This is a genomic window from Echinicola shivajiensis (assembly GCF_018642165.1).
GTDB classification, from domain to species: domain Bacteria; phylum Bacteroidota; class Bacteroidia; order Cytophagales; family Cyclobacteriaceae; genus Echinicola; species Echinicola shivajiensis.
In genome coordinates this window covers 25223-46321 of the sequence record NZ_JAHHZM010000015.1, presented here as the reverse complement: position 1 = coordinate 46321, position 21099 = coordinate 25223, and the positions used below count along the sequence as shown (strand labels likewise).

Genomic DNA, 21099 nt, shown 5'->3' with positions numbered 1-21099 from the left:
TAAAAAAGTCCCTTTAGATAATCTAAAGGGACTTTTTTATGCTCCTTATTCTTTTGGTGGAGTAATCATTATGTGGGCCCTGTGTGTTCCAGGATCCATGATCCAAGGCATCCCAGGAGCTTCGGGTTTAAGTGGCAGGCCAGTACTTTCCACAGTGGCAAAAGGGATATAAACTACATATCGGAAATGTCCATTTTTCACTTCTCCAGTAGCTGCATCATAATCTTCCTTATTGGCAGAAAGAACAAATAAGGTCGCCCCATTAGTAGGCATATATAATTTTCCGCTCTTGACTTCTTCCTCACGGATATCAAAAATTTCCTTAAAGTTCTTCCCTTCTTTTCTCAACTCCCTACCTCTTTCCATAAAAGCCTCCAAATCCTTATGGTAGCAGGAAGCATTAAAGCCTTCCTTTGCCGGATCATCAGCGATACAAATAAGTTCATTGGTTCCGTGGCGCAAAAGGACCAACTCCCCGTCTTCATCAAAACCATAAACAGTCGCTGCTAGCCTTCCCTCCTCAGGTGCAGCAAGCACAGCAGATTTTATTTGACTCTCTTTGGAGGGAAAGGAACTTTGCCCTAATACGGGTAAAACTGTTATTGTTACTAAAAAAATGCTCAGAATAGATTTCATAGTAAATTATTATATGGTTTACTCTAATTTACTATACTTTTTTCAAAAAGTAAGGCATTTATTCCCAAGTATCAGCTACCACAAATAGAAAGCCTCCTTATTCCTCAAACATTGATTTTAAATCGCTTAGAATTGATTCCACCTCTTCTTTTTTAATATCAAAACTCTCATCATGCTTGCTATTATTCTGGAAGTGATTCCAATGCTTTTCGGCCTTTTTGATGGTTCTAGGGGTAATATCAAATTCTGTATAATCAAGATAATCCTTAGCAATAAATGAAGCCTTAAAGTTACCGAAAAGGTAAAGCCTCAAGACATCCACAAACTTTGAACTCAGGTCAAAACCTTCCAAGGCCTGAACAAAAGTCCCATTCTTCATTTTGTTGTTTTTATCATGAATGACTTCCAATAATGGTTCCAAGGCGGCTTGGTTATCTTCCATAGCAGACAGGGCCCTAGCTGCCAAATAGCCACTTTCTATATCCTCACCTTTCAATACAAGCACCAATTTTTGAAGCACTTCTTCTCCTCCAATTTCTGCCAATTGGTCTGCATAAACATAAGCTTCCTCTTCCTGCTTATCACACATTTTTTGAATCAAAAGGTCAATATTTGCCGCCATCTTTGTTGAATTTTTCAGTACTTTGACAAAGATAGTTGGATAATTTACAAGGACGATAATATTGAACCAAATTCCTGGACATGGAGGAAAGATTGATCACTGCAGATGAATGTGAAAAGATAATGGAAAAGTTGAGCACCTATGCTTTTCATCAGGAATACCAGCCCCAAAGGAATACATTAATCTTAAGCGATGGTGATGAAAAAAAACTTCAAATACGCTTACCCGTTTATTGGCACTCTCCAACGGATCACAATAAAAACCAATTAGACCAAACCAATTATGTTTTATTAATGATCCGTTCTGGGATAGCGTCCATCGGATATTTTGAAAATGGAGAAAACATGGACCATAAGGTTTTTAGGGCCTATATGGTGAGAAAAAAACAAGGAAAAAGCCAAATCAAGTATCTTAAAACAAAAGGGAAATCCCGGGCAGGATCGAGGGTTAGATTGGCCGAAACCTTGGTATTTTTTGAGGATATCAATGAAAGACTCCAATACTATTTTAATGAATTCAGGGTAGATAAAATAGGATTAAGCTGTGCCACTACCCTCATCCCTTATTTATTCGGTAGCAAAGTAGCAACACCTTTTGAAAAAGATGATGCTAGGCTTTTTAAAATCCCCAAGCATATACCCAACCCTACTTATGAAGCCCTTTTGGACACCAATGATTTTATGTTAAAATCTGAAGTCCAATTTGATTCTTCATTAAAAGAATTAATCTATGGTTTTATAGAAAAAAATAGTCCTCAATCAAATTCAAACGAGGAAGAAGAGGACTGGTAAAAAAAAACAAATTGCCAGATCAAAGGTGCCTCCCAACATACAGATGATGATAAACACTCCTTTAATCTGGCAATTAATTAATATTATCAGGCAGACTCTCCGTGCTGGGAAATATCCAAGCCTACTTCTTCGTATTCATCCCTTACCCTAAGTGTAACAAACTTATTCAAAAGGAAAAAGATGATGTAAGCCATTCCAAAGGAAAATATAGATACACCTAAAAGTACGATCATATGAGAACCAAATACTGCCCAACCACCATGCAATAAACTTGATCCTTCTGGTTGAGCAAAAATGGCTGTTAAAATCATACCCATAATCCCTCCTACACCATGGCAGGCAAAAACATCTAGGGTATCATCCATTTTCTTAAGGAACTTGGCGTTTACAGCTAAGTTGGAAACAATAGCTCCTATAAAGCCAAAAAACATACTTTGTGGAATGGTAATAAAACCTGCAGCCGGTGTAATCACAACCAAACCAACTACAGCTCCTATACAAGCCCCCATTGCTGAAATTTTCCTTCCTTGCATACGATCAAAAAACACCCATGTCATCATTGCAGTGGCAGAGCTAATTGTCGTGGTAGCAAAGGCAACAGCAGCCGTTCCATTAGCAGCTAGGGATGAACCTGCATTAAATCCAAACCAACCAAACCATAGCATGCCGGTTCCAAGCATTACATAGGTCACATTGGATGGCGCATGATGTTGATTTCTTCTTTTTCCAATAAATATAGCTCCAGCCAAAGAGGCTAAACCTGCACTAATATGTACCACTGTTCCTCCAGCAAAATCCAAGACGCCAAAATATGCTCCAATCAAACCATCAGGATGCCATACCATATGACAAAGTGGGGCATAAACCAATACCACAAAAATCCCGATAAAAAACAAGTAACCAATAAACCTCACCCTTTCCGCAAAAGAACCTGTAATAATAGCAGGAGTAATTACTGCAAACTTCATTTGAAATAAGGCAAAGAGAACGAACGGAATACTACTTGCAATACCAATATGAGGTAATTGACCTACTTGATCAAAAAACATATACTGAAATGGATTACCTATCAAACCATAGAGATTACCATCTATTTCTATTCCTATAGGATCACCAAATGAAAGGCTAAATCCAACCACAGTCCAAACCATGGTTACCACACCTAAAGAAATGAAACTTTGAAGCATAGTAGAAATCACATTTTTCTTTCCTACCATTCCCCCATAAAATAAAGATAGGCCTGGAGTCATTAGCAATACCAAACAGGAAGCGGTCAATAACCAGGCGATATCTGCAAAAACTAAATCATCTTCGGAACCAAAATTTTCTACAACAGGTTGAGCTGTTTCCCAAAAAAGCCCTACTAAGGAAGCAATAATGATTGTCCCAAAGGCTACTTTCCACTTTTTCTTCATACAATTTTCAAATTTGGGCTCAAAATTAAATCAATTTTCCGTCTTTTCCAGAATTTTTTAAAAAACCTAGCGATAAAAAATACTTATCCTTAATCACCAATTTATAAAACTCTTTTCGTTGCTCAATCACATTTCTTATCTTGATATATAAGGTCCAATAATGATTATAGTGGTATATTATCCAATTTCTCTTAACCAGAATAAGGCAATACTTTCAAGTCTTCTGTATAATTTCCTTAATCCTTTATTCACCTGAATATAAATTAATTAGAACTTCAAATAGCTATTATCAGATTAATAAAAAATCAATTCAACTTAATGTAAAAAATAGTCCAGTTTTAGTTAAATTGAACTAGGTTTAATTCCTCCCGAAAATAAAGGATTGTTAAATCATATCTTTTAGGGCATACATTTTACTTTTATATGATTTCGCAAAAATGAGGCTATCATTCATTATTATATTATTTATCAATTGTTTTCTATATATGAATGTCTATGGCCAAAACCACCATTTTTGGACAATGAACTATGGGAGTGAGTCTATGCTCCTGAATGGTTCTGTCATTGGAAGTGTGGAGGATTTAGGAGCTGTATATTATAACCCTGCTAGACTAGGCTTGATTAAAAACCCAGCATTTGTCATTAGCGCAGATGTCTATGAACTGAATAATTATAAAATTGAAGATGCCATAGGAACCCGGGCAGATCTAAGCAAATCTAATTTTGGTGGTGTACCAAGTTTAGCCGCAGGAACCATAAAGGGCAAAGAGGGGTCTAAGCATTCATTCGCTTATGCCATCCTTTTAAGAAGCAATAGTGATTTTGGATTAAGCTACAATAATGAAAATGAACGTGATATTATACCTTCCATTCCAGGGGATGAATTGGTAGAAGGAGAAGTGGAATTGCAAAACAATTCAAAGGATCACTGGTTTGGAGGTAGTTGGGCTTATGCTGTCAAAGATAATTTTAGTGTTGGTGCCTCCTTTTTTGTGTCTAAATTAAATTCAAACAAAGGAAACATTTATAATATACGGGCACTGGACAGTAATGGTGATGTCAGTATTTATGAATACAACCGTAACTATCAAATCAAAAGTTACGGTTTGGTGGCCAAGTTTGGAGTTGCCTATAGTTTGGATGATTGGAATTTAGGACTAACAGTTACTACCCCCAGAATAAAAATAACTGGCAAGGGCACATATAATTTCCAAAATTATTTCTCCTTCCCCCCAGAGAATGAAATAAATGATATTTATGCAAATAGTTATCAAAATGACTTAGATATCAATCTAAAAACACCTTTTGCCATTGGCTTTGGTGCAGGTTATAATATCAGTGAGAAAAATATTATCCACTTCAGTGCGGAATATTCCCATCGAGTTAGGAATTTTAATGTTTTTACAGCGGAACCACATGTGATGCAAAGTCAGCCTGATTCCACCATTACATTTTCATTGATTGATGGATATAAAAGTATCTTAAATTTAGGAATTGGGGGAGAATGGTACTTAAATGAAAGTGTAAGTCTTTATGCAGGTGTAAGTTCAGACTTTAATTCAGCACCTAAGGAAGTTTATAGTTTCGTCAGTCAAATGCCTATTGCGTCAAATATGACATTTAATGCCAATTATCTACACATTGCAGCTGGGACATTGTTAACATTTAAAGGTGCTGATTTTACATTAGGAGCAACCCATACCGGTGGAAAAAGTAATTATGCCCAACCAGTAAGTTTACCTATACAAAACAATAATAATTATGATCCTATAGAAACTGATGATACTGGCATAGTAAAATGGTCCAGATGGCAATTTATAGTTTCTGTGTCCATTCCTTTCTTTAAAGACTATGTAAAGAAAATTGAGGAGAAAATTGGTTTGTAGTTTATTCGAAAAATAGAATATGTATATCCGCAATTTCACCAGTAAATATTAAAAGCGAATCGAAAAGATCCTTTTGATGAAAGTATCAATTGCTTCAGTCTTCCGACCACTTGAGCAAAGGATTTATGGTTACTGGCATCATAGCGGATAATCAGAAAATAGAATTAACAATAGTGTAATAAAATTATACTATTGTTATTCTTCTAATTCTCAGCTGTATTCTTCCCAAAAATCTGAAAACTCATATGGGCTATCGTGCAGGGTCCATAGCTTTCCATCTGTAAACCTAACTGGCCCTTCAAGCTTATTCAAGCTGTCAACCTCTGATTGACTCAAAGTCAATTCTGTAGATGACAGATTTTCAGCTATCCTTTTAGCGTTAACTGATTTGGGAATAACAGCGATATCTCTGCTCATTCCCCAGGCCAAGACAACTTGAGCTGCACTGGCATTATGATTTTCAGCAATTGAAGACACCGCTTCATTTTCAAGCAATATAGGTAAGTCCAAGCCACCTGCCCCCTTCATCCTATATGCTGCTCCCAAAGGTGCATAGGCAGTTAAATGTATGCCTTCACTTTTACAGAAATCAACCAAGTCATTTTGTTGGAGAAAAGGATGCATTTCCACCTGATTCATCTCAGGCTTAATCTTAGCGGAATCAAGTATTTCTTTTAACTTTTTAATCTTAAAATTAGAAACCCCAATATGCCTCACTTTTCCAGTTGCTGGCAATTCCTCCATTGCTTTCCAAGTACTAGTAAGAGGAACTTCATCCAAAGTTTCAAAATCCTCCTTCTTCTCTGGAAATTCTACTCCATGTTTAAGGACCAACGGCCAATGCACCAAATACAAATCCAAATAGTCCAATTGAAGGTCTTTCAATGTTCGTTCTAAGGCAGGCATCACATGTTCAGGCCTATGGGAATCATTCCATAATTTAGAAGTAATCCATAGTTCCTCTCTCTTTACCACCCCATCCTTAAAAGCTTTGGCAAAAGCCTCTCCTATCTCCTTTTCATTTTTGTAGATATAGGCACAATCGAAATGCCTATACCCCATTTTAATTGCATTGATAATCGCTTCATACACTTCTCCAGGCTTGGACTGCCAAGTACCAAGTCCTAAAATGGGCATCTTGTCCCCATTATCAAAAGTTAAGGTTTTCATGGTTTGTTAGATTTTATAAAATTATATCCCTTTCAACAGGATTAAACTAAAATTACACCTTTTGAAAGGGATATAAAAACCCAATAGTTCCTTTAAGTCTATTGTTAGGAAAAAATTTCAATATTGATAAATAAACTTAGTAAGTAATTATTGTCACAAGAAAAGATGATCTGGTCTAATCAATCAATTCCAAGGCGTTTAGACCACCTTTCAAATGAACCACATTTTTCAATCCCTGTTCTTTTAAGAATTTAAGCGCATCCTTACTCCTTTGTCCTGATTGACAGACAAGCAAAATCTTACCCATTGACTGAAGTTCAATCCATTTTTCTGAAAGGATTTGTAACGGATAATTTAATCCACCTCGATTAAAAATCGAAAATTCATTCTCTGACCGAACATCTATAATTTTAGGCTGCCAATATGATTCAGCTTCGATAAAATCCTCCACTTCTATCACCTCCAATATTTCCTTTACTCGACACGAATATTCCTGCCTATTCAATAAATCAATCTGTTTATTTTCACCAACTAATGAAAAACTAACAGCTGATTGACTATTGGTCAAAGCATCAATAATGAGTAGTTTTCCAGATAGGGGCTTACCGATTTTGGCGATGATTTTTATTACCTCGTTGGCCTGCAAGGTCCCTACCAATCCCGGCAAAACTCCTATTACACCAATTTCGCTGCAATTTGGTGAATCCAAAGGATCTGGAGGTTCCGGGAACAAACATCTATAAGTAGGTCCATCCTCTCCATAATTAAAAACACTCACCTGTCCTTCAAATTCTAATATAGAACCAAAAACCACCGGTATCCCTAAAATCACCGCTGCATCATTAATTAAATAGCGTGACTCAAAATTATCCGTTCCATCCACAACGACATCATAGCCCGACATGATTTCCAAGGCGTTATCTACTGTTAGAAACTCCTCATAGGTGAAAATTTTCACTTCTGGGTTTTGGGAACGTAGCTTAGCCTTTGCTGTTAATGATTTGAATTCTCCAATATCTCCCTCACCGAATAACACCTGACGTTGAAGATTGGAAATTTCCACCTTGTCTCCATCCACAATACCTATTGTACCCACTCCTGCAGCTGTTAAATACTGCAAGACAGGACAGCCTAAACCACCAGCTCCGATTACGAGAACCTTAGCAGAAATAAGCATATCTTGTTTTTCCTTCCCAAAACCAGGCAAGGAATAATGACGGCTATACCTTTTTGAATTATTCTGCATATTGTAAAATTTGATCCCAGTCCTTCCAAACAGGTTGGTAACCATTACTTTTTAATAATACAGCTATTTCTTTTGGGCTTCTTTCATCAGAAATTTCAAATTGCTCCAAGGACTGCTTTTCTACTGCATAGCCACCTGGATTGGTTTTAGAACCAGCACTCATGGATGTTATCCCCAATTTGATTACATGGTTTCGGAAGTGTTCCGTTTCCCTAGTAGAAAGAGACAATTCAACATCAGGATCCAATAATCTATATGCACAGATCAGCTGAACCAATTCTCTATCATTCATGGCCACTTTGGGTTCCTGCCCGCCCGAAAAAGGCCTTAACCTAGGAAAGGAAATGGCATATTTGGTTTTCCAATACTTCTTTTCCAAATATTGCAGGTGCATGGCCGTATAAAAACTATCTATTCTCCAGTCTTCGAGGCCAATCAAAGAACCCAAGCCCATCTTATGAATTCCCGCCTTTCCCAATCGATCGGGAGTTTCTAACCGATAATCAAAATTCGATTTCTTACCTTTTGGGTGATGCTCCTTATATGTTTCCCTATGATAGGTTTCCTGATATACCAAAACACTGTGCAAACCACTTTTGATAAGTCGCTCATATTCATCCTGATCAAGAGGCTGAACTTCTATGCTTACATTGGCAAAGTGGGGTTTGATCAACTGGATCGCATGTTCCAAATAATCTACACCAACGGTCTTATTAGCCTCACCTGTAACCAAAAGCACATGGTCAAATCCCATTGATTTTAACACTTCCACTTCCATGAGGATTTCCTTATCACTTAGGGTTTTCCTCCTTACTTTATTGTCCAAGCTAAAGCCACAATAAGTGCATATATTTTGGCATTCGTTAGAAAGATAAAGTGGAGCAAAAAGCTGCATATTATTTCCAAATCGCTGCAAAGTCAGTTCCCTACTTTGTCTGGCCATTGTTTCCAGATAAGGGGCTGCTACAGGAGAAATCATCACCAAAAAGTCGTCAAGACTTTTTTCTTTTTTGGACAATACCCTTTCTATATCCTGTTTTGTAAAGCGATCCAATCTAACTTGGATTTCCTCAGGAGAGTATTTGGCCAGAATATCTTTGAAATCCATCATAAAGAAAGAAATTCGGTTAATGGGCTACTTGAATCAGCCTGAGCACTTATGGCCGCGGGTCCACATTCATATGCCAATCGGCCCGCTTCTACAGCCATTCTAAAAGCATTGGCCATATTTACTGGATTTTCTGCAACAGCAATAGCCGTATTGACCAGAACCGCATCTGCCCCGATTTCCATGGCTTGGGCAGCATGGGAAGGAACTCCCAAGCCAGCATCAATCACCACAGGTACATTGCTTTGTTCTATAATAATCTTAAGAAAATCAATTGTCTTTAATCCATTATTACTTCCTATTGGAGAGCCTAATGGCATCACTGCAGCCGCTCCAACCTCTTCTAATCTCTTGCACAAAACTGGATCAGCATGAATATATGGAAGCACCACAAAACCTGCTTTGACCAATTCCTCAGCAGCTTTCAAAGTCTCTATTGGATCTGGAAGTAAATATTTGGGGTCAGGATGGATTTCCAATTTAATCCAATTGGTTTCCAATGCCTCAGCCGCTAATTGAGCAGCAAAAACTGCTTCTTTAGCAGTCCTCACTCCAGAAGTATTGGGAAGTAAATTAATGCGCTGATGGGACAAATGTGCCAACATATCATCATGATCACTTTTTACATCCACCCTTCTCAGTGCCACAGTAACCAACTCCGACTCAGAAATCTCCAAAGATTTCTGCATGATCTCATAATTTGGAAACTTACCTGTTCCGGTAAATAGTCTTGATGAAAATGTTTTATTGGCTATAGTCAGCATAATCAAATGTTTTTATTATATAATCAATCATCAATCGTTGGTTTTCAGATTTATGGATAAATCCTGAAAGCGCCACCCCATAAATACCTGTAGTTTTTAAATCAGTAATATCAGATTCTCCAATCCCTCCTATTCCCAACACAGGAATATTAATTCCTTTAATTTTTAGAGCATCCATGATTGTCTTAAAACCTTCTACTCCTAAAACCGGGCTTAATTTCTTCTTTGTCTCAGTAAACCTAAAAGGGCCCAATCCTATATAATCTGCTGTTTCTGCCACCCCCAAAATATCTTCCAGACAATTGGCCGTTGCACCTATAATCAACTTATTACCATATCGTTCCCTGATATATTCCACCTCTTTATCCTCCTTGCCTACATGAACACCCGATGCACCCACTTTATGTGCTATTTCTGGATGATCATTGATTATCAGTTGACATCCATATTGGTCGCAAATATGTTTAGCTTTTGAAGCTGTTTGAAGGATAGTATCTTTTGGAAATTCCTTCATCCTCAGTTGCACCCAATCTACCCCATTCTCACATACCAATTTGATATTATACAAATAATCATCCTGATGGTCTAAATTGGGAGTTATATATTGTAATGTGCTGATTTGCTTATCTTGCATTAATTAATTGTTTACTTAATTCTCTAAAAGCTGAAATTCTGGAAGTTGAATCCTTTATTTTCCAAATGCTTCCCATTATTACTGCACCATCAAATCCCACTTCCCTCGCAGACAAAATTTTTCCTCTGTTAATTCCCCCTAAGGCATATATAGAAAAACCTAATCTAGACTTATGATCAATCATCCACTTTTTTAATAGTTCATGGTCAAATCCAGCTTTGTATCCTTGCTTTGAAATACTATCAAAAATAGGGCTTAAAAACCCATATTCGAGTTCCTTGTTTTCAGCATTCAATAACTCATCTAATTGATGAAAAGACTTTGATTTTCTTAAATTGGATGCTGAAATTTCCTGATTGCTCTTGAAATGACAACCACCCAATCCCAAATCCTCAGCCATTCTCAAATCACCATGTAAACTGATTTTTGAATAAAATTCAACAGGTATTGATTTAACCAATTTTTCAATTTCAATACTCGCCCAATCAGGTTTGCGTATATGAAGTCGAGAAAGTCCCTGATCCAGAAATTGGATCAGGCTCTCTTCTTCATGTTCAGGATGGCCAGGGTCTGTTATCATCACCAAATCCATTTAGCGATTGAGGTAAATCTCCCCCCCTTTATCAGTAAATTCCTCTGCTTTTTCTTTCAGGCCTTTCTCAATGGCATCAATCCCATCAAGTCCTTGTCGGTCAGCATAATCACGAACATCTTGAGTGATCTTCATGGAACAAAAATTTGGTCCACACATACTGCAAAAATGGGCTACTTTTGCTCCATCTGCTGGTAATGTTTCATCATGGAATGACCTAGCTGTATCTGGATCTAAAGACAGATTGAACTGATCCTCCCATCTAAATTCAAATCTAGCTTTACTAAGTGCATCATCCCTATGCTGTGCTCCTGGATGACCTTTTGCCAAGTCTGCTGCATGGGCGGCAATCTTGTAAGTGATTACACCATCCTTTACATCCTTTTTGTCTGGTAAACCCAAATGCTCTTTAGGGGTAACATAACAGAGCATGGCACATCCATACCAGCCGATCATTGCAGCTCCTATACCTGAAGTAATATGGTCATAACCAGGTGCAATATCTGTGGTCAATGGCCCTAAAGTATAAAAAGGAGCCTCTCCGCATTCCACCAATTGTTTATCCATGTTTTCCTTGATCATGTGCATAGGAATATGCCCAGGACCTTCTATGATGGTTTGTACATCATGTTTCCAGGCAATCTTGGTGAGCTCTCCCAAAGTTTCCAATTCAGCAAACTGTGCTTCATCATTAGCATCTGCAATAGATCCTGGCCTTAAGCCATCACCCAAAGAAAAGGTGACATTATAAGCCTTCATGATCTCACAGATTTCTTCAAAATGGGTGTACAAGAAATTCTCCTTATGGTGTGCCAAACACCATTTGGCCATAATGGAACCTCCTCTGGAAACTATACCTGTAACTCTTTTGGCCGTCAATGGCACATATCTCAACAGTACTCCAGCATGAATAGTAAAATAATCCACCCCTTGCTCCGCCTGTTCTATCAGGGTATCCCTAAACAATTCCCAAGTAAGGTCTTCTGCTTTGCCATTGACCTTTTCCAAGGCTTGGTAAATAGGCACAGTTCCAATAGGCACAGGGCTGTTTCTCAATATCCACTCTCGGGTTTCATGAATATTCTTGCCAGTAGAAAGGTCCATTATGGTATCTGCTCCCCATCTACAAGCCCAAACAGCCTTTTCAACTTCTTCCTCAATACTGGAACCAATGGCTGAATTTCCAATGTTTGCATTGATTTTTACCAGAAAGTTACGGCCAATAATCATTGGTTCTGCCTCAGGATGGTTGATATTGGCAGGAATGACAGCTCTGCCTTGAGCTACCTCATCTCGGACAAATTCTGCCGTGATAAAGTTTTTAGGTGTATTTGCTCCGAAATTTTGCCCAGGATGCTGCTTGGTCAATTCCTTTTGTTCAGCAATTCTTTGATTTTCCCTTATGGCAATATATTCCATTTCAGGAGTGATTATGCCCTTCTTTGCATAATGCATCTGGCTGACATTTACACCCTGCTTAGCTTTTAGAGGTGGTTTTACCAATTCAAAACGAAACTTATCCAATGCTGGGTTATCCAGTCTGCGTTGCCCATATTCTGAAGTTAACTTTTCCAATTGCTCCACATCACCAGTAGAGGTAATCCACTCTTCTCTTAATCTGGGCAATCCCTTTTTTACGTCAATTTGAATATTTGGATCAGTGTAAGGCCCACTTGTATCATATACAGTTACCGGGGCATTTTTCTCCACTGTTTGGTGTCTGTCCAAATGTGAGACGGTATCATGCAGGCTGATTTCACGCATGGCGACTTTGATTGGGTGAATTTCACCCGAAACATAGATCTTTTTGGAATTTGGAAACGGTTCAGTGGTGATAATATGACTCATTTCCTGTTGATTGATATCCTTCATATAGACTACTGATTATCCACCTTGAGTGGCTTTAATGATTAAAATGTCATCGTTTTCTTTGAGCTTAAAATCATCCCATCTGGACTTAGGGACCACTTCTTGGTTTACAGCTACAGCAAGACCACGGAGTGAGCTAATCTCCTGATTGGCCAACAATCCTGATAAAGTGATATCCCCGTTTGTATGAACCATAGGTTCACCATTAAGGAGAAAATTCATAAGAATAAATTTTATTAATTAAGAAAATAACTTCAGGAATGAAGATAATCTGTCGGAAGGACGCTTCACTTTTCCCTTCGCCCGCATTACCGGGATCAGGTTCGGAGGGTATGTCTCAGTCCCGATTATTATCGGAACACCCCTAAAGTTTTTTAATACGTGTCTACAAAGGTATGCTCATAAGGGAATTTCCAAAATGTTTTATGCATTTTCTTTTATCCCTAAAAATTAAAAAAACAAACTTTCAAAAATCAACTACTCTATAATCTCCTGTAATACAGACAAATCACCATCAATATAGTCTGGAATTGGCAAATTTAGAATTTCACAAATAAGAGGATAAATATGAATATTTTCAAATGAGCCTATATTATATGCAGATTTAATTGCTGGGCCATTTGCATAAAATATACCATGCATTTCTTTGAATTTGGGATGAAAACCATGCTCACCAAAGGTCTTGGTACCGTACATTGTTGACCTTTTATCATATTTGATGAAACCTGATTTTTCAACAAGATAATATCCCAAATCAGGAATAATCATAAAATCACCCAACTTGGGATTATTGTTTCCTGAGTCACCATAATACTTTTTTGACCTTGGTTCAACCATATTGATATGTGTAATGCTGTTCCTGATTTTCTTCCTAATTTTGGATTTACCAATCCCATTATCCAAATAAACATGTACCACAGAACCATTATTAGCATATTTAATAGGCAAGCCCTCTAAAGCTCTCTCGAGGTCCAACAAGTGATCTTCGTTTACACTCATCATACCATGATCAGAAACAATCAAAATATTAACATCAAGCCCTGTTTGCTTTACAGCATTAAAAAGTACCCCTAGTTCTGCGTCCAATCGAAAAATCGCATCTTTAATTTGATCGTCATTATCAGGCCCATATATATGACCTATATCATCCATATCAGAAAAATATAAGGATATAAACCTTGGCCGCTGAGAATCCGGCAATGCAAGCCAATCCAAAACCTTAGCTATTCTTTCCATATTAGGAACATTCCGATCATAATTATAATAGTAGCTGGGCCTATAACCCATAATTTCTGCTTCGGACCCTATAAAAAAGTAGCTGGCAGTTTTCAAGCCGTTTTCCTCAGCCAATACCCACAAAGGCTTTCCTCCATACCAAACCCCATCTTGAGAACTTTCAGGATTACTGTTCTTATATACCTGCTTTCTATCAGGATCATAAAATGTATTATTAATCAAGCCATGCTTTCCTGACCTCATCCCAGTAGCAATAGAATAATGACTTGGAAAGGTTTTTGAAGGAAAAGTAGGAATTAGGGATTCAGCATTGACACCGGATTCAATAAACTTTGATAGGTTTGCTGGCTGGAATCTTTCTGTATAATCATATCGGTAGCCATCCAAAGAAACTAATATTACATACTGGTCCTTCTCCTGAGCATATAATTTAAAAATCAATCCGCAGAATAATCCTATAAGAAATAATTTGGGTAGTTTCATATTGATCATATTAATCCTGAAATAACCTAGAAAGTTAAATGATACCAACTCTTTGTAATAAATAAATCTTTACCATTTGGCACAAAAAAAGGTTGCTGAAATCCTCAGCAACCTTTCTATATCTTTTAATGAACTAATTAGCCCTCCATCCAATTAGGACCTTCAAGTTCCTGTAATCTTTTATCGTATTCAGCAGCTTTTGCTTCGTTTTTCAAACGAGTGTGAATTTGAAACAAGATTCTTAAGATTTCAGTATTTTCAGGCTTTAGGCTTGAAGCTTTTTCAAACAAAGGTAATGCCTTCTTATAAAGCTCATCAGCTTCAGCTAGCATAGTCTCAGACTTAGCTTCCCACTCATCATCAGGAAGGTTGTTAACCTCATTGATAATATCTCTAGCTTTGTCTACATAAACTGCTGCAGCATAATAATTACCTTCAAAGAAGTCAGGATCAGTCTCTACAGTTTTCAAGTACTCTTCAAGAGCTCCATCAATATCACCTGATTGCTCCTTCAAATAACCATATCTCAAACGGATAGGTGCATTATCTGGATCTTTTTCCAATGACTCTTTAATAGAAGCCATAGCTTCATCCATTTTCTCTAATTGTAACAACAACTGGATCTCGAATTCTGATAGCCCCTCGTCCATTGGATATTCTTCTCTAGCCTGCTTAACCAATCTGTAAGCTTCTTCTTGATCTTCATCTTCCGTGTTGGCAATCTGGATCAAGAAATAATACGCATTCAACTTATTGTAATCAGGATTATCCAACAACATGGTCAGATATTTCTTAGCATCATCAAAGTTTTCACTTGCATTGGCTGTATAGCCAGCGTTAAAAACAATTGAAGTATCAGAAGGATCGATATCTGCAGCCAATCCAAAGAATTTAGATGCAAGATCCATATCTTCTTCATCATATTTAGCAATGGCCTTATCCACTGACGAATTCTTCAACCTAAATACACCTTCACCTTGAAGATTGTCAGGAAGACCTGGAACTACTTCCTTGAAAATTTCTTTTCCTACTTTGCTGGAAGAATCCTGTCCATCCATTTCAAATGACTTAATAAATGCTTCAAAAGCACTTCTACCTTTATCTACAGTCCCTAGGGTGTTCGAAGAATCCGCTACATATTGACTGGTCAAAATTTTCCCTTTGATAAGATATGTTTCAGGATCAGAACCAGTCTCAGCATCTTGAGTCGCCATTTCAATCTCTGAAAGTGCAGTGGCAAACTCACCTTTTCTAAGGTTCTTTTCCGCAGATTTAACTACCTTTTTCTGGCCGAAGGCTACCGTTGAAGCCAGACCGACCAAGGTCAATGATAAAATTAATTTTTTCATTTTGATTTATTTATTCCTGTATTGGTTTTTAGGTCTCACTTGAATCTTCGTCAGAGGATTCTGAATTTCCTTGGGAAGATTCAGGTTTTTCTGAAGACGACTCATTTATTTCATCTTGAAGTTCCTCCTCTTCAATTTCAACATTTTCAATTTTTTCAATTGATGAAATCTCATCATTATCATTAAGTTTAATTAGTCTAACCCCTTGTGTGGCTCGACCCATTACCCTTAATCCTGCCACCGGAGTCCTGATAATTATTCCTGATTTATTAATGATCATCAAATCATCAGAATCTACCACTTCTTTTATGGCGACCAAACTACCTGTTTTCTCAGTGATATTCATGGCCTTAACGCCCTTACCCCCTCTGTTGGTAATTCTGTATTCCTCTACCGGGCTACGCTTTCCATAACCTTTCTCAGAAACCACCAATAAGGTTGCATCCTCCCTAGTTACACAAACCATGCCAACTACATAGTCTTTATCGTCAGCTAAAGTAATAGCTTTTACCCCTGTAGCTGTCCTCCCCATAGGTCTTACTGCAGATTCATTAAAATGTATCGCTCTACCTGATTTGGCAGCTATGATGATATGTGAATCACCATGGGTTAGCTCCACATTCAATAACTGATCATCCTCTCTGATATTCAAGGCGATAATACCATTTGATCTTGGTCTGGAGTATTGCTCCAAGGTAGTTTTCTTGATAATCCCCTGCTTGGTGGTCATCACCAAGAAATTATTCTGAATATAGTCCTCATCATTCAAATCAGCTACTTGAATAATGGACCTAATTTTATCTTGGGATTCAATATTGATCAGGTTCTGAATAGGTCTTCCCTTAGCAGCCTTACTTCCCTCAGGAATAGCATAGGCCTTTAACCAGAACAACTTACCCAGATCGGTAAAGATCAATAGATAGTTATGCGTCGATGCTGAGAAAATATACTCGGTGTAATCATCATCCTTAGTACTTACGCCTCTTGAACCAACACCACCTCTACCTTGTGTTCTATACTCCTTCAATGCAGTTCTCTTAACATAGCCTTGATGAGAAACGGTAATGATCACCTCCTCATTTGGAATCATATCTTCATAACTGAAGTCTTCTGCATTATGCTCAATAACCGTACGACGCTCATCTGCATATTTTTCCCTGATTTCAGAAAGCTCAGTTTTGATGATATCCATCCTTCTTTCCTTATTGGCCAAGATATCCTTAAGATCCTCGATCAATTTCATCAACTCCTCATACTCCTTCACAATCTTCTCTCTTTCCATTCCGGTAAGACGTTGAAGTCTCATATCCAAAATGGCACGGGCTTGAATCTCGGTCAGCTCAAATTTCTCCATCAATCCATTTCTGGCTGTTTCTGGATCTCTTGAGTTTCTGATTAGATTGATTACCTCATCAAGATTATCCAAGGCGATCAAATACCCCTGAAGTATATGTGCGCGCTTTTCAGCTTCTCTTAATTCATACTCAGTTCTCCTGGTTACTACTTCATGTCTATGGCTGACATAGTGGACAATCAGATCCTTCAGGTTCAAAGTATGTGGTCTACCTTTAACCAAGGCCACATTATTGATACTGAAAGAAGTTTGAAGCTGGGTTTGCTTATAGAGGTTGTTAAGCACCACATTGGCTATAGCGTCTCTTTTCAACTCATATACAATACGCATTCCATGGCGGTCAGACTCATCTCTGATAGCAGAAATACCTTCCAGCTTTTTCTCTTGAATAAGCTGAGCAGTTTTCTCAATCATATTGGCCTTATTGACCAGGTAAGGAATCTCATCGATAATGATCATTTCCTTACCGTTATCCTTGGTTTCTATGGTGGCTTTGCCGCGCATCACCACTCGTCCTCTACCAGTTTCAAAGGCATTTTTGACACCATTATAGCCATAAATGATACCACCCGTTGGGAAATCAGGAGCAATAATATGCTTCATCAATTCTTCAATGGTGATTTCATTATTGTCTATATAAGCGACAATGCCATCGATTACCTCTCCCAAGTTGTGAGGAGCCATATTGGTAGCCATACCAACAGCAATTCCAGATGCACCATTAAGCAACAATGCTGGAATCTTTGCAGGAAGTACTACAGGTTCTTTGAGGGAATCATCAAAGTTCAACTGGAAATCCACGGTCTCCTTGTTGATATCAATCAATAATTCCTCGGCAATTCGCTTCAGCCTGGCTTCAGTATAACGCATCGCCGCTGGGTTATCACCGTCAATGGAACCAAAGTTTCCTTGAGGATCAACCAATGGGTAACGTAATGACCATTCTTGGGCCATTCTAACCATGGTTTCGTATACGGCACTATCACCATGTGGGTGATACTTACCCAATACTTCCCCGACGATTCTAGCTGATTTTTTATAAGGCTTATTGTGAAGGACGCCCAATTCCTGCATTCCAAAAAGGATTCTGCGGTGAACTGGCTTCATCCCATCTCTTACATCTGGGAGTGCTCTGGAAACAATAACCGACATCGAATAATCGATGTAGGCACCACGCATTTCCTCCTCAATGTTAATCGGTATAATGTTCTCGTTTTCTCCTTGAGCCATATTTTGTAGTTCTCAATATAAGGTTGCAAGATAATAAAAAGAATAAGGTTTTAAAACACTATTTTCCTTTCAAAAAGGTTTATTTAGGCTGTTTTTAGTACCACTGACCGATCTTTCGGTTTTGCATATTCCAGATAGAACTTCCCCTGTATTCTACTCCATCATGTAAATGTTTCATTTTCACCCCACATCCACCAATTTTACACCTCTTTGTCCCTGGTAACCTTACCGAAAGACCAATATTTACCGTATAAAGATTTTGTTTGATAATTTGACTTTCTTCTAAGGTTGGAAGTTGATAATTGAACTTTCTGAATTCAGCATTTGGTTTGAGAAACACCTTAGTGTACTCTGAGAGCTCCCGCTCTATTCTTAACCCAATTCCATAATAAGGTTCAGTAGCTGTCAATGCTGCATCATAACTTTCTTGAACAGTAATATTACCAAACTCTCCTTCCAAGGTAAAGCGCCAAGGATAATCCTGTCGCATCCTGATCTTATGCTCTGCTTGCTTGTAGGTGTTTACACTACTGTACTTTTTATACCTCCAGTTTAGGTAAGCCTGCCTCCTTTGGGCATCATAAAGTACTAACCCGACAGTTCCATAGAGTTTGTCAAATACATATTTATCACTGTTAAAATTAAAATGGTATTGCTCACTTTCAAGTGTGGCCATACTGCCGAATTCCCGGCCATATCCTCCTCCCACACTTAGTATCCCAAACAGGTCAATTCTAACACCAGCGTTTAAAGGTATAACAGAGCTTTTGGAGTCAAAGGATACTGTTTCACCTGAGCCAATATCAGTTGAGGAAACATCTTCAAAAGCCGGAGTAATAGGATAGGTGGCCGGGCTGCTACTAGTAAAATCCATAGTATTAAAATGCTGGCCGTATCCGCCTGAGAGTTCCAAACTGATTTTACTGATAATCCCTCTGGTCACATTCCCTAATCCACTGTCACTCCTCCTGGTTTTACTCCTCGCCTTTGTATCAATTCCAAATATATCCCCATCCTGTGCTTTTAAGGGAACATTTAATCCTAGGATAAGCAAAAGCAATGGTACATTGAAGAATAATGTTCTGAATTTGGAATAATAAAAATGGTCAAAAGATGTAGTGTTTACAGCCTTTTTCATAGCAGTAGTTTATTTTAATAACGCCTCTTAGTGAATAGACAATTTATATAATTTCATGAACAAGTTAAGCCAAATATAAAATAAGCTATTCCACAAATTTATGTTTCCACAAAAAAAGCCCTCCAAGTTATTGGAAGGCCAGTCAAATGATTTATAAATGGTGCTTATTCAGCATCACCACCATCTTCTTCTTTTTCTGAAGTTCTAGCACTTGCTTTCTCCGCTATAATAGCATTTACTTTAGCTTTTACTTCAGGATCAGTTTTCATGGCACTATTCACTTTGTTGTAGGTAGCAGCACCTAGGATCTCATCATTTTTGATCAAAGAAATCATTCTCTCTTTGATCACATCCGATAGAGAATTTTTAGTTTCTACGATTTTGCTGTATTCAGCTTTCTCTTCCTCTGTAATTTCAATCTCACCAAGTTTAGCATCATCTCCCCAAGCATCTTTGATCTCATTGTATCTCGCGACATCAAACACCTCATTTTCTTTAATCATACTCTCCAATTCTCCTTGTTTCACTTCCATAAAATGATTTACAGAATCCTTCATCGCTGCAAACTTTTCAATCTCCTCAGTGCTCACCTCTTCTGCTGCTGCCTCTTGAGCCTTTGCAGTGATACTAATCATACACAACATCAAAAATGCCAATCCAAATAAACGCTTCATCTTTTTCAATCTTTTTAATAAATACTGTAAACTTAACTAAATTCCAATAAAAGGGTTTAAAGCTTATTAAGCAAGAATTTTCCGTAAAAAAACTTAATTTTATTAATACCAAAAACATTGGATACCAATGCAAAAACCCTCCTAAAAAGCTGGTTCTATTGGATTTGCTTCAAGGATTCTATGGTATTTTCTGGATTTTCAGAATTAAACACAAAACTTCCTGCCACCAAGATATCAGCCCCCGAATCTATAATTTTAGCTGCATTATCCATATTAACGCCACCATCTATTTCTATCTTGGCTTTGGAACCTGTTGCAGTAATGATAGCCTTCAAGTCACGAATCTTTGAATAAGTGTGTTCTATAAACTTCTGACCTCCAAAACCAGGGTTTACAGACATGATTATAACCTGATCTATGTCTCTGATGATATCCCTCAATAATTCCACAGAGGTATGCGGATTAATGGCCACCCCGGCCTTACAACCTAATTCTTTAATGGCTTGAATACTTCGGTGCAAATGATTACACGCCTCTATATGAACAGTAATAGTTCCTGCTCCTGCGTCTTTAAATGCTTTCAGATACTGATCTGGATTCACAATCATAAGGTGAACATCCAATGGTTTCTTGGCATGACGATTAATCGCTTCCAAAACAGGAAAACCAAAAGATATGTTGGGAACAAAGACCCCATCCATGATATCCACATGAATATAGTCTGCTACTGACGCATTCAACATTTCTATTTCAGATTTTAAATTCCCGAAATCCGAGGCCAATACAGACGGAGCTACCAATGTACTCATATAATAGTGTTATTTAATAATGCTTAAAGAAAACAAAATTTTCCCAAAAACTAAACCATCAAAATTATGGGCTTGACTTAAGGTATTAATAAA

19 protein-coding genes and 1 riboswitch are annotated in these 21099 nt (G+C 37.8%); of the genes, 2 read left to right on the top strand and 17 right to left on the bottom strand.

Annotated features, from left to right (window positions below):
• Window positions 1–45: 45 nt before the first annotated feature.
• Both KMW37_RS18370 and KMW37_RS18365 read right to left on the bottom strand, forming a co-directional pair.
• Window positions 46–636 carry a hypothetical protein gene (locus tag KMW37_RS18370; protein ID WP_215226118.1) on the bottom strand — a complete coding sequence of 197 codons (591 nt, stop codon included), beginning with the start codon at window positions 634–636 and terminating at the stop codon, window positions 46–48.
• A 97-nt stretch (window positions 637–733) separates the two neighbouring features.
• Complete coding sequence (locus tag KMW37_RS18365; protein WP_215226117.1) at window positions 734–1258, bottom strand: HEAT repeat domain-containing protein; 525 nt, start codon at window positions 1256–1258, stop codon at window positions 734–736.
• An 80-nt stretch (window positions 1259–1338) separates the two neighbouring features.
• Here KMW37_RS18365 and KMW37_RS18360 point away from each other — a divergent pair, with 80 nt between their 5' ends.
• Window positions 1339–2049: a hypothetical protein gene (locus tag KMW37_RS18360; protein ID WP_215226116.1), complete on the top strand. Its 711-nt coding sequence runs from the start codon at window positions 1339–1341 to the stop codon at window positions 2047–2049.
• An 86-nt stretch (window positions 2050–2135) separates the two neighbouring features.
• On the opposite strand, the gene KMW37_RS18355 is transcribed toward KMW37_RS18360, so the two are convergent.
• The gene (locus KMW37_RS18355) at window positions 2136–3464 is read right to left on the bottom strand and encodes an ammonium transporter (RefSeq protein ID WP_215226115.1); all 1329 of its coding nucleotides are present in this window, start codon (window positions 3462–3464) and stop codon (window positions 2136–2138) included.
• Between the two features lie 521 nt (window positions 3465–3985).
• Between KMW37_RS18355 and KMW37_RS18350 the strand changes: the two genes are divergently transcribed.
• Complete coding sequence (locus KMW37_RS18350; protein WP_246581565.1) at window positions 3986–5350, top strand: OmpP1/FadL family transporter; 1365 nt, start codon at window positions 3986–3988, stop codon at window positions 5348–5350.
• 210 nt (window positions 5351–5560) lie between these two features.
• On the opposite strand, the gene KMW37_RS18345 is transcribed toward KMW37_RS18350, so the two are convergent.
• From KMW37_RS18345 to rpe, 14 genes are all read right to left on the bottom strand, one after another.
• Entirely contained in the window at window positions 5561–6520 is a 960-nt protein-coding gene (locus KMW37_RS18345) for an aldo/keto reductase (RefSeq protein WP_215226114.1), read from the bottom strand.
• Between the two features lie 175 nt (window positions 6521–6695).
• Complete coding sequence (locus KMW37_RS18340) at window positions 6696–7766, bottom strand: HesA/MoeB/ThiF family protein (RefSeq protein WP_215226113.1); 1071 nt, start codon at window positions 7764–7766, stop codon at window positions 6696–6698.
• Window positions 7756–8877, bottom strand: a complete 1122-nt coding sequence (gene thiH, locus KMW37_RS18335) for a 2-iminoacetate synthase ThiH (protein WP_215226112.1) — start codon at window positions 8875–8877, stop codon at window positions 7756–7758. Before thiH ends, KMW37_RS18340 begins: the two co-directional genes overlap by 11 nt.
• The gene (locus tag KMW37_RS18330) at window positions 8874–9638 is read right to left on the bottom strand and encodes a thiazole synthase (RefSeq protein ID WP_215226111.1); all 765 of its coding nucleotides are present in this window, start codon (window positions 9636–9638) and stop codon (window positions 8874–8876) included. Before KMW37_RS18330 ends, thiH begins: the two co-directional genes overlap by 4 nt.
• A complete protein-coding gene (thiE, locus tag KMW37_RS18325; RefSeq protein WP_215226110.1) occupies window positions 9619–10272 on the bottom strand; it encodes a thiamine phosphate synthase in 654 nt (217 codons plus the stop codon). The genes KMW37_RS18330 and thiE overlap by 20 nt, the downstream gene beginning before the upstream one ends.
• On the bottom strand, window positions 10262–10852 hold the full coding sequence (locus KMW37_RS18320; RefSeq protein ID WP_215226109.1) for a thiamine phosphate synthase: 591 nt from the start codon (window positions 10850–10852) through the stop codon (window positions 10262–10264). The genes thiE and KMW37_RS18320 overlap by 11 nt, the downstream gene beginning before the upstream one ends.
• Window positions 10853–10864: 12 nt before the next feature.
• On the bottom strand, window positions 10865–12736 hold the full coding sequence (gene thiC, locus KMW37_RS18315) for a phosphomethylpyrimidine synthase ThiC (protein WP_317195588.1): 1872 nt from the start codon (window positions 12734–12736) through the stop codon (window positions 10865–10867).
• Between the two features lie 12 nt (window positions 12737–12748).
• The gene (gene thiS, locus KMW37_RS18310) at window positions 12749–12955 is read right to left on the bottom strand and encodes a sulfur carrier protein ThiS (protein WP_215226108.1); all 207 of its coding nucleotides are present in this window, start codon (window positions 12953–12955) and stop codon (window positions 12749–12751) included.
• 55 nt (window positions 12956–13010) lie between these two features.
• Window positions 13011–13109, bottom strand: a riboswitch (TPP riboswitch).
• 101 nt (window positions 13110–13210) lie between these two features.
• Window positions 13211–14452 (bottom strand): alkaline phosphatase family protein, encoded by a 1242-nt coding sequence (locus tag KMW37_RS18305; RefSeq protein ID WP_246581564.1) that lies wholly within the window; start codon window positions 14450–14452, stop codon window positions 13211–13213.
• 137 nt (window positions 14453–14589) lie between these two features.
• Entirely contained in the window at window positions 14590–15801 is a 1212-nt protein-coding gene (locus KMW37_RS18300) for a tetratricopeptide repeat protein (RefSeq protein ID WP_215226106.1), read from the bottom strand.
• A gap of 28 nt (window positions 15802–15829) precedes the next feature.
• Window positions 15830–18385, bottom strand: coding sequence for a DNA gyrase subunit A (gyrA, locus tag KMW37_RS18295; protein ID WP_215226105.1), 2556 nt, complete (start codon window positions 18383–18385; stop codon window positions 15830–15832).
• A gap of 94 nt (window positions 18386–18479) precedes the next feature.
• Window positions 18480–19523, bottom strand: a complete 1044-nt coding sequence (locus KMW37_RS18290; RefSeq protein WP_246581563.1) for a hypothetical protein — start codon at window positions 19521–19523, stop codon at window positions 18480–18482.
• 164 nt (window positions 19524–19687) lie between these two features.
• Complete coding sequence (locus KMW37_RS18285; protein ID WP_215226104.1) at window positions 19688–20197, bottom strand: hypothetical protein; 510 nt, start codon at window positions 20195–20197, stop codon at window positions 19688–19690.
• A 155-nt stretch (window positions 20198–20352) separates the two neighbouring features.
• On the bottom strand, window positions 20353–21006 hold the full coding sequence (rpe, locus tag KMW37_RS18280) for a ribulose-phosphate 3-epimerase (RefSeq protein WP_215226103.1): 654 nt from the start codon (window positions 21004–21006) through the stop codon (window positions 20353–20355).
• Window positions 21007–21099: the final 93 nt, after the last annotated feature.